The sequence below is a fragment of the Sphingomonas lacunae genome (assembly GCF_012979535.1).
In the GTDB taxonomy this organism is placed as follows: Bacteria; Pseudomonadota; Alphaproteobacteria; order Sphingomonadales; family Sphingomonadaceae; genus Sphingopyxis; species Sphingopyxis lacunae.
The window spans coordinates 2369900-2384104 of the sequence record NZ_CP053015.1; the positions used below are offsets into that span (position 1 = coordinate 2369900).

The following is a 14205-nucleotide window of genomic DNA, read 5'->3' on the forward strand; positions in this document are numbered from 1 at the left end:
CTGCGTTGCGTCCGATGTAGGGCGAGAGAGCTGAAGAGTTTGAGAAGGAAGATACGAACCATGCACGATCCGTTTGACACCATCACCAACGCGCTGGTTCCGATCGTCATCGAACAGTCGAATCGCGGTGAGCGCAGCTTCGACATTTTCTCGCGCCTGCTGCGTGAGCGCATCGTTTTCGTCACGGGCGAGGTTGAGGACAATATGGCCTCGCTGATCGTTGCGCAGTTGCTGTTCCTGGAATCGGAAAATCCGACCAAGGACATTTACATGTACATCAACTCGCCGGGTGGCGTGGTGACCGCCGGCATGGCGATCCACGACACGATGCAATATATCCGTCCGCGCGTCGGCACGGTGTGCATCGGTCAGGCCGCGTCCATGGGGAGCTTCCTGCTCGCCGCCGGTGAGCCGGGCATGCGTGTGGCCTTGTCGAATGCCCGCGTGATGATCCACCAGCCGTCAGGCGGTGCGCGTGGTATGGCATCCGACATCGAGATCCAGGCGCGCGAGATCCTGCGCATCCGCAAGCGGATGAACGAGCTCTATGTGAAATATACGGGCCAGCCGCTCGAAAAGGTGGAAAAGGCGATGGACCGCGACACGTTCCTCGAGGCGGAAGAGGCCAAGGAATTCGGCCTGGTCGATCTGGTCTTTGAAAAGCGCCCCACTGGCACTGACGCAGTTGCCGGGGCCTGATCCGGTCCCGGCCCGCGGGGTTGGCTGGTGCCAGCCCCCACAGGCAGACGTGACAGGTTGCAGCCAACACGGGACAGTCTGTCCCGCTTAACCTCAACCGTTCACCCATTTGTCTTATTGTATTCTTGTCGCCCGCGCTTAGGATGGGGGGCGACCGGCAATCTAACGCCGTCTGGACGAGTGATTTATGACGAAATTGAGCGGCTCGGATTCCAAGAGCACCCTCTATTGCAGTTTCTGCGGGAAGTCGCAGCATGAGGTACGCAAACTGATCGCTGGGCCGACCGTGTTCATCTGTGATGAATGCGTGGAGCTGTGCAACGACATCATCCGTGAAGAAGCCAAAGGTGCGGCCGCACCGCGCAAGGGCGGCGGCGTGCCGAGCCCCCGCGAAATCTGCGATGTCCTCGATGACTATGTGATCGGCCAGTTTGCCGCCAAACGCGTGCTGTCGGTCGCGGTGCACAACCACTACAAGCGGCTCAATCACTCGGGCAAGGGTGATGACGTCGAACTGGCAAAGTCGAATATCTTGCTTGTCGGTCCGACCGGTTGCGGCAAGACCTTGCTGGCGCAAACGCTGGCGCGCACCTTTGACGTGCCCTTCACGATGGCCGATGCGACCACCCTGACCGAGGCGGGCTATGTGGGTGAGGATGTCGAGAACATCATTCTCAAGCTTTTGCAGGCCGCCGACTATAATGTCGAAAAGGCCCAGCGCGGCATCGTCTATATCGACGAGATCGACAAGATCAGCCGGAAGGCCGAGAATCCGTCGATTACCCGCGACGTGTCGGGTGAAGGCGTGCAGCAGGCACTGCTCAAGATGATGGAAGGCACTGTGGCCAGCGTTCCGCCTCAGGGTGGACGCAAGCATCCGCAGCAGGAGTTCCTTCAGGTCGACACGACCAATATTTTGTTCATTTGCGGCGGCGCCTTTGCTGGTCTGGAAAAGATCATCGGCGACCGCATGCAGGGCAAATCCATCGGATTCGGAGCGCATGTTGCGGGACCCGAGGAGCGGCGCACCGGGGAGGTTTTGCGCAATGTCGAACCAGAGGACTTGCTGAAGTTTGGCCTGATCCCGGAATTTGTCGGTCGTTTGCCGGTCATTGCGACGCTCGAAGACCTGGACGAATCGGCGCTGGTCAAGATCCTGTCAGAGCCGAAGAATGCTCTGGTGAAGCAGTACCGCAAGTTGTTCGAGCTGGAAGAGGTTGGCCTGACCTTCACGGATGATGCGCTGGTGGCGATTGCCCGCAAGGCGATCCAGCGCAAGACGGGCGCTCGTGGTCTGCGTTCGATTGTCGAGGCGATCCTGCTTGATACCATGTTCGACCTGCCGCAGCTTGATGGCGTCAGTGAAGTGGTCATCGACAAGGATGTCGTAGCCGGCAGCAAGGAACCGATTCGCGTGTTTGCCGAAGCTGCAAGGGCAGGGGCGGGCGACGCTGCCTGAGGCAGAGGACGAATCTTTTTCATTGTTGCATTTTTGCACTGCGTCAAAGGAGTGGAATTCTGCGGAATTCCGCTCCTTTCTGCCATGGCGGCATTGATTTTCCTGATTCAGTGGCATGCCACAGCGTGACGCGGTGCTTCGGGCTTGATAGGGGCCCCGCCATGTAACAGTCCCGACACATTGGCTGTCCAATGCGAAGGGGTTGCCGGATACCCGCACCAGTTGAGGATGCTGAGGCAAACAGCGGGACCGGAAGACAAGGCAAGGGGCGAGCCGAGCGGTCCAGCCCGTTGCCAGCCGTTTCAGGTTGCACGATTGTTTCAGGGGATTCAGCATGAGCATGCGCATTTATCTTGCCGCCAGCGTGGCGGGCCTTTCGCTGGCTACAGCCATGGCATCGCCAGCCGCGGCACAGGAAACCACCGCTGCTGTGCGCGGTACCGTCGAGGCCGAAGGCGCCCCGGTGACCGGCGCGACGGTTGTCATCACTCACGGCCCCTCGGGCACGACGGTCCGCACCACGACCGGCTCGGATGGCAGCTTCTCGGCCAATGGTCTGCGTATTGGCGGGCCCTTCACGGTTACCGTTGACGCGAGCGGTTACGAAACCTCGACCATCACCGACCTCAACCTGACTGCCGGTCAGGCCTTCCGCCTGCCAATCGTGCTGCAGGCCAGCAACGATATCATCGTGACCGCCGCCAATCTGGGCGGTGCTCTGGAAACCTCGACTGGTCCGATCACGGCTCTGGGGCGCACCGAGATTGAAGGGGCCGCCTCGATCAACCGCGACATTCGTGACCTTGCCCGTCGTGACCCGCTGGTGACGATGGACCTGTCCAACTCGCGCACCATTGAAATCGCCGGTAACAACGGCCGTCTGAACCGCTTCTCGGTCGACGGTGTGCAGTTCAGTGACGACTTCGGCCTCAACAACGGTGGCTTGCCGACCTCGCGCGGGCCAGTGCCGTTCGACGCCATCGAACAATTCTCGGTCAAGACCGCTCCTTATGATGTCGCCGAAGGTGACTTCCAGGGTGGCGCGATCAACGTCGTGCTGCGTTCGGGTGGCAATCGCTTCCGTGGATCAGGCTTCTTCACCTACACCGACGACAGCCTGACCGGTGACAGCACCCGCGGCCGCGCCGTTTCGCTCGATTTCGATTCGAAGCAGTACGGCGGCCATATCTCTGGCCCGATCGTTCGTGATCGCCTGTTCTTTGCGCTGACCTATGAGCGCACCGAGGAAAGCGATCCGTTTGATAATGGCGTCGGCGCAGGCTTCTCGAACCAGGTCCCCGGTATCACCCAGGCCCAGATCGACCAGGTCAGCGCGATTGCCCAGTCGGTTTATGGCTATGATACGCTGGGCCAGATCCAGAATGCCACCGAGACGGACGAGAAGATCGTTGCCAAGCTCGACTGGAACGTCACCGATGATCATCGTGCGTCGCTGACCTATATCCGCAACGTCGGGACCCAGCAGTTCCAGCAGAACACCTTCACCACTGCTCCTTTCGCCCTCGGCCTGTTCTCGAACGGGTATGAACTGTCCGAAGAAGTGAATTCGGGCGTGTTCCAGTTGAACTCGACCTGGTCAGACGACCTGTCCAGCGAATTGCGCGTGTCCTATCGCGACTATAACCGCGATCAGACGCCATTCGGCGGTCGTGGTTTCGGCCAGTTTGAAGTCTGTCTTGATCCGACCTCGATCAATGCCGGCACCAACACGGCCATTTCGTGCGGCGGTTCGCGTCTGTTCTTTGGTCCGGACGTTTCGCGCCAGTCGAACGATCTCAACACCGAGAATCTCTCGGTTGATTTCACCGCACGCTATGAAGCCGGCGATCACTCGTTCAAGTTCATGGTGGGTTACACCAATGTGAGCGTGTTCAACCTGTTCCTGCAGCGCAGCCTCGGCGATTTCTACTTCGACTCGGTTGCTGATCTTCAGGCCCGCAATGCCAACCGCCTGCGTCTGGGTGGTGCGGTGCCGAGCCTCGATCCGAACGATGCTGCCGCCAGCTTTGGCACGCAGAACTGGACGATCGGCCTGCAGGACGACTGGCAGGTGAACGACACGCTGCAGGTCACCCTAGGTGTTCGTTATGACCTGTTCAATAACGACGCCTATCCGCCGCTCAACCCGAACTTCGTGGGCCGCTATGGTTTCTCGAACCGCGAAACATTCTCGGGCAAGGGTGTGTTCCAGCCGCGCTTCGGCTTTAACTGGCAGGCTTCGGACGCGCTGATCGTGCGTGGGGGTGTCGGCATCTTTGCCGGTGGTACGCCGGACGTGTTCGTTTCGAACAGCTTCTCGAATACCGGTCTGCTGACCAACTCGATCGACATCAACCGGACAAACTGCGCCGCGTCGAACACATGCGCTGGTCTGAATGGCGTGACGGGTCGCACCATTCCGGGTGAAGTCGGCAACTTCCTGGCGACCAACGTCGGTTCGCTGGCGCTGGCTCCGACCAATGCCATTGACCCCGACCTCGACGTCGCCCGCAAGCTGAAGGCTTCGCTCCAGGCCGATTATGAAGCCGATCTTGGTGCACTGGGTGACGGCTGGCTGTTCGGTGCCCAGATCCTCTATGATGAGAATCTGCGTGGCTATACCTGGACCGACATCCGTTCGGTTCCGGGTGGCACGCTGCCGGACGGCCGCGTTCGCTATCGCGCCCTGCCAGGCGTCACGGGAACCAACCAGGATCTGTTGATGACCAACAGCTTCCGTGGCCGCGGTATCTTTGGCTCGTTGCGCGTTGCCAAGGAGTTCGACTTTGGCCTGTCGTTCGACGCCAGCTACACCCGTTCGGATGTACAGGACGAAGGCGCGCTGACCTCGGCTACCGCCGGTTCCCTCTATTCGAACAACGCTTTTGCTGACGCCAACTTCGCTGCCTATGGCCGCTCGATCTATGAGATCCGCGATCAGTGGAAGTTCAGCGTTGATTTCCGTCGCGAGCTGTTTGGCGACAACGAGACCCGCATCTCGCTGTTCGGTGAATATCGTTCGGGTCGGCCCTACTCCATCACCGCGCTGGACAATTCTTCAGGTCGTCTCGCGACCTGGGGCACGATCGGCAATGGTGGTCGCGTTCTGGCCTATATCCCGACGCTCAACGACCCCCGCGTCAGCTTTGACACGGCAGCCAGCGAAGCGGCGTTCAACACGCTGGTGACCCAGCTTGGTCTCGATCGCTTCCGTGGTTCGGTCGTTCCGAAGAATTCCCAGACCTCGCCGGACTTCTTCAAGATCGACCTTCACCTCAGCCAGGAGCTTCCGGTTCCGGTGCTGGGCGGCGCCAAGATCCGGCTGTTCGCCGACATCGAGAACGTCCTGAACCTGATCGACAGCGATTGGGGTGCCCTTCGCCAGGTCGGCTTCCCCTACACGGCTGCGCTTGCTCGTGTAGCCTGCCTCACCGCGGCGACCCCGACCGGCACCGCTGGTACGGTGAGCACCAGCACAGCGACCAACTGTGCACAGTATCGTTACTCGAACGTGCTTGCGCCGAACGAAGTGCTGGTCACCCGCCAGTCGCTGTACGGCATCCGCGTTGGCGTCCGCTTCGAGTTCTGATCCGGACACAGTGTGAATCGAGACAGGGCGCGGTGGCTGAGGTCGCCGCGCCCTTTCTTTTTGTCTCTCCAACCTCCGTTGAACGCCAGATTCGTCAATCACCAGATGGTTTGGTGATGTTTTTGAATGGTTAGCGCAAGCAGCTGTCCAATCCGCTGCCTTCTACAATCCGCATGCGGGCTATGATGCTGTTGCCATAGCGTCGCGTGAATCCACGGGGCGCCACGGCGCCACGCTTTTTGGGCAACGGCAAGACGGCGGCAATGCGAGCAGCTTCTTCGCGCGAAAGACGGCTGGCATCATGACCGAAATAGCGTTGCGCACCGGCATTGGCTCCATAAGTGCCAATCCCGGTTTCCGCGATGTTGAGATAGACCTCCATGATCCGCCTTTTCCCCCAGATAGTCTCGATGAGGAAGGTGAACCATGCTTCGGGAATCTTGCGCAGGGCCCGGCTGGCGACCCCGCTACCTTGCCAGAGGAATGCGTTCTTTGCGGTTTGCTGGCTGATGGTCGATCCGCCCCGCATCCTCCCTCCTTCAGCATTGCGGCGCATTGCTTCGCGGATCGCTTCGATCTCGAAACCATTGTGACGGCAGAAATTGCCATCCTCTGCTGCGATTGCAGCTCTGGCCATGTCCGGGTCCATTTCCGCCAGAGTCATCCATTCCCGGGTGGCCCCGCGATCATCGAGCATCATCGTCAAGGTCGTGGGCGGCGGAATAACCGCATAGGCCAGAACCCATAAAAGCGAGAGGCCGACAAACCAAAGGATGGATTGGAGCAGGAACCGTAGGGCTTTTATCATCGGGCAAATCTGCCCCTAGTTGCCAGCCGGTTGCAAGGGGAGAAGATCCGGATCCGGTCGATGGAGACCCTGAAGCGGTGCACCCAGCTGTTCCGCGCGCTTCATCATCGAAAGGCGTGTCATTGGTCGGTCAAGAGCCAGAAATTTGCTGGGTGCCATGCCCAGGAATTCCTGACAATCGCGCACGAAATGCGCATAATCGAAGTAACGCTGGTCGATAACCCCGCTCCAATTGGTGTCGGGCATGCTGATGATGCTGCTGATTGATTTGAGGAAGCGGGTTCGACGCAGCAGCAATTTCGGCGGCAGGCCAAAATGGTTTCGGGCCAAACGGCGCAACTGGCTGGCGCTCAGATCAAGCACAGTCTGGAGATCAGCGAGTTCGCTATCGTCGGAATGGGTCAGTCTGGAAAACAGGCCGGCAATGGACGGGGCAACTGGCGACGCCGGGCGCAGACAGCTTGTGAGCCATTCGTCAAAGAGCTGCTGGATAGCCTGAGGTGAGGGATCGTGCCGGGCGCGCTCTATCAATCCTTCCGGCACGTGCGCGATATGGGGCGAGAGAGGGACAATGCAATCGGTCAAAACATGTGCCGGCACACGGAAAAGACGATGCCAACCCAATGGGGTTATGCCCGCACCGACCATCAAGCCGCCAGTTGAACGACTGTGCACGCCACGGCTGGCGGGGCCGAACAGGGCGATTTCCGGAACGGGTCGCATCGGCTCTCCGACCGGCGCGCAGTGCCAGCCACCATCCTCCAATGTCAGCCGGATATTGCTCCAGCCGGGAAAGAAGAGTTCTTGCCAGACAGGGCTCCCCGGCGGACCGGCGCAATAGACATGATAGCCCGAAACCAGTCCTTCGAGGGACGGGGCAGGACGCATGAACTGGACGGACAAGTCCATTTGGTCGACTGGTCGAACTGGCATGATGGCGAGGGGGCCTAGCGGTCTGGTCGCCGCTATCAGCAATAGAATCTGCGCAGATGCAAGCGTAAACCGCTGATTAGGCGCCAGCATCCGCGAGAAACTTGATTGGTGGGCGCGGGTGGTCGCTCATGCCTGGGTGTGCTGACGCGCAGCATGATCCACGTTTGGAGGTCATTGGGCGGCGAGGCAGTCCAGACTGATTGGCTGACCTGCTCAATCCGCTATCAATTTGCCGGCAGAAGTTTGCGCTCACCAGCTATCGCGAGCATCGCCTTTTGCAGCTTTTCAAAAGCACGCACCTCAATCTGGCGAACCCGCTCTCGGCTGACGTTGTAGGTCTGGCTGAGCTCTTCGAGTGTTTCCGGCTCGTCGGTCAGACGGCGACGGGTGAGAATGTCCCGCTCCCGGTCATTGAGCCGTTCCATCGCTTCGGCCAACAGCGCATGACGATGATCACGCTCCTGCGCATCGGCAACCCGCTCATCCTGAAGCACAGTGTCGTCCTGGAGCAGGTCTTGCCACTGGCCTTCGCCATCCTCCCGCATCGGGACGTTGAGCGAGGCATCGCCGCCCATCGACATGCGGCGGTTCATGCTGACCACCTCTTCCTCGGTCACGCCGAGGTCGGTTGCGATCTTTGCCACATGTTCGGGTGACAAGTCGCCATCCTCAAAGGCGGCGAGGTTATTTTTCATCCGGCGAAGATTGAAGAAAAGCTTCTTCTGGGCGGCCGTCGTGCCAAGTTTGACGAGACTCCAGCTGCGGAGGATGAACTCCTGGATTGAAGCGCGGATCCACCACATCGCATAGGTCGCAAGGCGAAAGCCGCGATCAGGGTCAAATTTCTTAACACCCTGCATCAGGCCGATATTGCCTTCAGAAATAAGTTCGCTGACCGGCAGGCCGTAGCCGCGGTAGCCCATGGCAATCTTTGCAACGAGCCGCAGGTGGGACGTGACAAGTTGCGCTGCAGCATCGGAATCCTGATGCTGCTGATACCTTTTGGCCAGCATATATTCCTGCTCAGGCGTGAGCATCGGGAATTTGCGAATCTCCGACAGGTAACGGTTGAGGCCTGCCTCACCGCCCAATGTGGGCATCGTTGCCGGTACGTTGCTGCCTTCAGCCATGATCTTATCGTCTTTCCCTGGGCGACTTGCGTGTTTGTTGCGGGAGAATCATACGCTCAGTCGGGTGAACAGTTGCTGCATGTCCGTTGGCAGGGGGCTGTCGCAAAGGACGGTTGCCCCTGTCACCGGATGAATAAACCCCAGCCGCGCCGCATGCAACGCCTGACGCGCAAAGCCCACGGACCGGAGTGTGCCGGCATGACGTGACTGGGCGCGCCCGTATACAGGGTCGCCCAGCAAAGCATGACCGATATGGGTCATATGAACGCGCACCTGGTGTGTGCGTCCGGTTTCCAGTCGGCATTCCACCAAAGCAGCGCCGGACAGCCGCTCCAAAGTGCGGAAATGCGTCACTGCGCGCTTGCCACGCCCATCGTTGACGACTGCGATTTTCTTGCGGTCGTTGGTTGAGCGGGCGAGCGGGGCGTCAACCGTGCCGGCTGGGGGGGCCGGGTGTCCGTTGACGATCGCCTGATAGACGCGTTCGATACTGTGATCGAAAAATTGCCGGGCCAATCCTTCATGCGCCTTGTCAGTTTTGGCGACCACGATCAAACCGGATGTGTCCTTGTCGATCCGGTGAACGATTCCGGGACGCGCGACTCCGCCGATACCAGACAATTGACCGGCGCAATGGTGGAGAAGGCCATTGACCAGTGTACCATCGGGATTGCCGTTGGCAGGATGGACGACCATCCCGGCTGGTTTGTCGACCACCACCAGATGTTCGTCTTCCCACGCAATGACCAAATCCATCGCTTCGGGACCGGCTTCTGGTGTGACGGGTGGGGGCAGGGTGATGGAGAGCAGCATTGGCGACCCGACCCGGGCGGAAGCGCGCGGAACGTCATGTGCGCCGGTTACTGCTATTCGTCCCTCGGCAAGAAGCGCTTGTACCCTTTCACGCGAGAGGTCCGGAACGCGATTGGCAATCGCGCGATCAAAACGCTCACCCACCTGGCTGGCGTCGATTTCGACCGGCAAGATTGTGAACCCCCGTTCCATGGAGTAGGAAATGGGTATGGCGGTTCGCATATCAAGAGCGGTGCTGGAAGCGATCATCAGCGATGCTTCGACAACGCCGACTGTCGAGCGATGCGGCCTCTTGCTGGGTTCGGCCGATCATGTGACCGCATGGCTATCCGTCGCCAATGTTCATCCTGAGCCCGACCAGCATTTTGAGTTAGACCCGGCGACTTTGATCGCTGTGGAAAGGGCCGCAAGGCAGGGTCATGGCCCGGGTGTGGCCGGCCATTATCATTCCCATCCCAAAGGGTCTGCGGTGCCGTCACTGGCCGATGCAGAGGCGGCGGCGCCCGACGGGCGGCTTTGGTTGATGACGGCACAAGGCGAATGCCGATTGTGGCGTAGCGTCGCCGCGATGCCCCTGGCCAATGATGGTACCGGCGCGCTGTGGTTAAGCCGCTTTGTCGAAGAAGAGATTGACGTGACGGACTGAGTGGCTGCTTGCCAGTCGCGGTCAGCCACCCTAACAGCCATCGGGACCGGACCGGTGTCAAGGTTCAGCAACGCAGGGAAGCAGTGCCATGGCTGATGATGCCATTGATTTCGCCAGCATGATGGTTTCACGACTGTGCCATGACCTGCTCAGTCCGGTGGGTTCCTTTGGCAACGGTCTGGAGCTTCTTGCCGACGAACAGGATGCGGAGATGCAGAAGCGGTGCATCGAACTGCTTGAATCATCGGCAAGAGTAGCCATCAACCGACTGAAATATTTCCGTATCGCCTTTGGATCGGCCGGCGGGTACGGGGATGCGATTGCCGCTGCTGATATCCGCGAGGCGCTCCTTGGTCTGGTACCAGAGGGCCGTGCGGTGGAGCTGAACTGGATTGGCGGCGAATCCGGTGTGCCAAAATCAGCTGCGCGTTTGCTGTTACTGTTTGGCATGGTGACGGTAGACGCGCTGGTGCGCGGCGGGCGCATCGACATGGCGATTGAAAGCCGGGGTGAGACACTGGAGCTTGCGGTGCGCGGGTCCGGTGACCGGTTAGTGATCGATACGGCCAGTGAGGCACATTTTGCCGGCGGCACTGAGCCGCTGGCGCCCAAGACCGTGCCAATAGAACTTGCGCGCCGTATTGCACGGGAGCGGGGCGGAGACATCATGATGTCGCGCCCGTCTCCGACTGAACTGGTGGTCGGTGCGATTATCAAAGCGGAATAGGCACTTCCTCCGGATTTCAACAAGGCGTTAACCATGGTTGTGCATAGCTGATCCCGATGATCGGGACAGGCGTGCCATGGATGACCTGCTGAAAGAATTTGTCGGCGAAACGCTCGACATGATGGATGCCGTTGCCGGCGATCTGGTCGCTTGGGAAGCGGACCCCGCCGACCGTTCCGGCCTCGACGGGATTTTCCGCACAGTTCACACGGTCAAAGGTAGCAGCAGCTTTTTTGACCTGCCCCGTATCACCGCCATTGCCCACGCTACTGAGGAATTGCTGGACGTTTTGCGATCGCGCAAGGGCGCGCCCACCCGGGCCAGCGTTGCCGTGGTACTGGTCGCCTTTGACAAGATTCGAGAGATAGCCGTTCACCTTTCTGCCTCAGGTGGCGAGCCGCTTGGTGACGACAGCCGGTTGATAGCGGCGCTGCTTGCCGACGTGCGTTCAGCTGATCGTCAGTCTGTTGTTTCCGCGTCCGGCGAAGCGCAGCTTGGCCACGCCAAAGGGTCAGCGCCGGCGCTCGAAGAATTGCCCCAGGCCTGGCGAACAGTCCGGGTTCCGCTGGCCCTGCTTGATGAACTGATGATCGGTGTTTCGGATCTGGTTCTGTCGCGCAACGAGGTGGCCGCTCAGTTGCGGGCTCGTGGCGAGGATATGGAAGCCTTCGCGGCCTTTGGGCGGATGAGCCAATTGCTGGGTTCGGTGAGGGCGATGGTCAGCACCATGCGCATGGTGCCGCTACGTCACCTTTACGCGCCATTGCCTCGACTGGTGCGCCAGCTAGCGGGCGAACTGGACAAGCAAGTGCAACTGTCGCTTGAAGGCGGCGATGTAGAAATAGACCGGGAACTGGTTGAAGTCCTTCGCGACCCGATCATCCATATGCTGCGGAACGCGGTTGACCATGGTGTCGAAGGCGAGACGCATAGGCAGTATGCGGGCAAGCCGGCGGCCGGACACATTCGGGTTTGCGCCCGGCAGGCAGGCAATCGCATCCTGATCAGCATCAGTGACGACGGCAAAGGATTGCCGATCGAGGCGATTGTGGCCAGTGCGATCAGGGCGGGACATGTCACGCCGGATGATGTTGCGGCGATGGACGAAGCCGGCAAGGCGGACTTGGTGTTTCTGCCGGGCCTGTCAACGGCGGCAACCATCAGCGGCATTTCCGGGCGGGGAGTCGGCATGGATGTCGTGAGGGCCAATATCGAGAGGCTCGGCGGGGTCATCCGGATTGACTCAAGGTCTGGGCATGGAGTCACGCTAACACTCGATGTGCCAATGACACTGACGGTCATATCGGCCCTGGCTGTCGATGCAGGCAATCAAAGCTTTGCTATTCCCCGCAGTGCTATTGACGAGGTGATGTTGCTGTCCAGCGACGCCGTGCAGCAGCATGATCAGCCGGCCACCGCTGGCCTAGTCCGGGTCAGAGAGCGGATGCTGCCGATGCTCAGGCTTGAGTCGATTTTGGGCGTTGGTGACGATGGCGCGGATGAAGAGGGTGACCGCGCACTGATTATCTGCCGCCATGGCAATGCCGCTGCCTTTGCCCTTGATGTACCGGATGTGCGCGATCATGAGGAGCTGGTGATCAAGCCCCTGCCGCCGGTGCTGCTGTCGATTGGCATGTACAGCGGGCTGAGCCTGCCGGACAGCGGCAAACCCATGCTGGTGCTGGATATTGATGAAATTGCGCGTCGGCACATCGGCACGGTTCCGGCCAGCATCAAGCCGGATCGCAAGGATGCGGTGGTGCCGGCTGAGAAGAGAGGCAGATCCTGGCTGACCTATAGGGCCGAAACTGGCGGCCCCTGGCGCGCTGTGCCGATGGACCATGTCGAACGCCTCTACGATGTTCCCGCCAATCATGTGCATGCAAGCGGTGGCGGCCTCGTCGCACAGGTTGACGACCGGTTGATCGCGGTCGCCGGAGACCGGTTGCCCGAGGCAGCTTTGGCACACTATCGCATGATAAGGTTGAACGATGGCTGTCGTGTCGCAATGCTGCCGGTGTGGCAGATTGGCGATACAGTGGAGTTGAAAGCGGAACTGCCACCCGCTGATCTGAATGCGGGCCTGAGTGGTCTCACCCTGATGGACGGCGATTTGGTCGAACTGGTGGACAGCTATGTGCTGCTGGCCAGGTATGGCAATCTGCCGGGACGGCGCGATGTACCTTGCAGCCCAGACCGTCCCGAGCCGGTTGAACATAACCGTGAATTGTGGATTGTTGACCCCGCCGGAAGCGAATGGACCACATCCTTCCTTGTCCCCACCCTGGTTGCGGCGGGTTACCGTCTGGCCATTGTCACCGAGCGGAACCAGGTGACAACCGAAAGAAGCCCGGTCATCCTGCTATCGCCCAAGGGGCCGGCAGATCCGCTGACATTGGAAACAGGGGAAGCGGTGCATCACTTGTCGGCTTATGATCGGGAGGGATTGCTGAGCATCATCGGTGGCGGACCAGCTCCGAGCGCACCGATACCGGTCGTCAGGGACGAAGGGGCGGCGGCATGAGCGGATCAGGATCAGCCAGTTTGCATCTGCTGTGCCTTATAGGTGGCAGCACCGTTGCCTTTCCAGCTGCCGAGATCGAAGCTGTCGTATCGGTTGATGCGATTGTTCCGGTTCCGGGCGCGCCATCGATGGTGCGGGGACTTGCAGCCATGCGCAGCCGGTTGCTGACCGTGCTGGATTGCCCGTTGATGGTTGGTGCGCCACATGAGCGGGCAGGACTGATGGCTGTCATCACTGTGGCTGGCCATGGCTATGGCCTGTTGATTGATGATGTTGTTGATGTGGTTGAGTTGACCTTGGTCGAACCATTGCCTGGTCGACCAGACGCTGCCTGGCAGAAGTTGCAGCCAATGCTGGCCGACCATCATGGCGAACCAGTTTTAGTCGTTGATCCGTCGCGATTTGTTGACATGCCGAGGGCGAGTTTCCCGCATGCGGCTTAACCGGTCATGCACCAGTTGTGTTTAACTGTATCGGCAGCGTGATCAGGGAGTAATGCAGCATGGCCACATGTCTGGTGGTGGATGACAGCAAGGTAATCCGCAAGGTTGCACGTCACATCATCGAAGGATTAGGGCTGACCGTGGAAGAGGCCGGAGACGGCAGCGAAGCGTTGTCTGCCTGCCGGGAACGTCATTTTGACCTTGTCCTGCTCGACTGGAACATGCCCGTGATGAACGGCATGGAGTTTCTTTCAGCAATCAACGGTCATGGCCTGGCGCACCGCCCCAAGATCATGTTCTGCACGACGGAAAATGGCACTGCCCATATTCGCGCTGCAATCGAGAATGGCGCAGACGAATATGTCATGAAGCCTTTCGACCGGGATACGCTCGAACGGAAATTGCACCTGATCGGGCTCGCCTGAGGGGGCGGG

Annotated in this window: 12 protein-coding genes; 8 read left to right on the top strand and 4 right to left on the bottom strand. The window is 59.8% G+C overall.

Features of this window, described 5'->3' with window-relative positions:
- Nucleotides 1-60: 60 nt before the first annotated feature.
- The 3 genes from clpP (at nt 61) to GV829_RS11365 (ending at nt 5747) form a co-directional block, all read left to right on the top strand.
- Complete coding sequence (clpP, locus tag GV829_RS11355) at nt 61-699, top strand: ATP-dependent Clp endopeptidase proteolytic subunit ClpP (RefSeq protein WP_169946754.1); 639 nt, start codon at nt 61-63, stop codon at nt 697-699.
- 187 nt (nt 700-886) lie between these two features.
- The gene (clpX, locus tag GV829_RS11360; protein ID WP_169946756.1) at nt 887-2158 is read left to right on the top strand and encodes an ATP-dependent Clp protease ATP-binding subunit ClpX; all 1272 of its coding nucleotides are present in this window, start codon (nt 887-889) and stop codon (nt 2156-2158) included.
- Between the two features lie 334 nt (nt 2159-2492).
- The gene (locus tag GV829_RS11365; protein WP_169946758.1) at nt 2493-5747 is read left to right on the top strand and encodes a TonB-dependent receptor; all 3255 of its coding nucleotides are present in this window, start codon (nt 2493-2495) and stop codon (nt 5745-5747) included.
- Between the two features lie 130 nt (nt 5748-5877).
- Here the strand turns inward: GV829_RS11365 and mtgA are convergent, their stop codons facing one another.
- From mtgA to GV829_RS11385, 4 genes are all read right to left on the bottom strand, one after another.
- Nucleotides 5878-6555 (bottom strand): monofunctional biosynthetic peptidoglycan transglycosylase, encoded by a 678-nt coding sequence (gene mtgA, locus GV829_RS11370; RefSeq protein WP_169946761.1) that lies wholly within the window; start codon nt 6553-6555, stop codon nt 5878-5880.
- A gap of 15 nt (nt 6556-6570) precedes the next feature.
- A complete protein-coding gene (locus tag GV829_RS11375) occupies nt 6571-7443 on the bottom strand; it encodes a helix-turn-helix domain-containing protein (protein WP_169946763.1) in 873 nt (290 codons plus the stop codon).
- A gap of 269 nt (nt 7444-7712) precedes the next feature.
- Entirely contained in the window at nt 7713-8618 is a 906-nt protein-coding gene (gene rpoH, locus GV829_RS11380; RefSeq protein ID WP_169946765.1) for an RNA polymerase sigma factor RpoH, read from the bottom strand.
- A 48-nt stretch (nt 8619-8666) separates the two neighbouring features.
- A complete protein-coding gene (locus GV829_RS11385; RefSeq protein WP_169946767.1) occupies nt 8667-9623 on the bottom strand; it encodes an RluA family pseudouridine synthase in 957 nt (318 codons plus the stop codon).
- Between the two features lie 10 nt (nt 9624-9633).
- Here GV829_RS11385 and GV829_RS11390 point away from each other — a divergent pair, with 10 nt between their 5' ends.
- The 5 genes from GV829_RS11390 to GV829_RS11410 all read left to right on the top strand — a co-directional run bounded on the left by GV829_RS11390 (nt 9634) and on the right by GV829_RS11410 (nt 14196).
- Nucleotides 9634-10077, top strand: coding sequence for a M67 family metallopeptidase (locus tag GV829_RS11390; RefSeq protein ID WP_246202849.1), 444 nt, complete (start codon nt 9634-9636; stop codon nt 10075-10077).
- 88 nt (nt 10078-10165) lie between these two features.
- Nucleotides 10166-10804 carry a histidine phosphotransferase family protein gene (locus GV829_RS11395; RefSeq protein ID WP_169946769.1) on the top strand — a complete coding sequence of 213 codons (639 nt, stop codon included), beginning with the start codon at nt 10166-10168 and terminating at the stop codon, nt 10802-10804.
- Nucleotides 10805-10880: 76 nt separating this feature from the next.
- Entirely contained in the window at nt 10881-13328 is a 2448-nt protein-coding gene (locus tag GV829_RS11400; RefSeq protein WP_169946771.1) for a chemotaxis protein CheA, read from the top strand.
- Nucleotides 13325-13771, top strand: a complete 447-nt coding sequence (locus GV829_RS11405; RefSeq protein ID WP_169946773.1) for a chemotaxis protein CheW — start codon at nt 13325-13327, stop codon at nt 13769-13771. The genes GV829_RS11400 and GV829_RS11405 overlap by 4 nt, the downstream gene beginning before the upstream one ends.
- Before the next feature lie 59 nt (nt 13772-13830).
- Entirely contained in the window at nt 13831-14196 is a 366-nt protein-coding gene (locus GV829_RS11410; RefSeq protein WP_169946775.1) for a response regulator, read from the top strand.
- Nucleotides 14197-14205 lie beyond the last annotated feature (9 nt).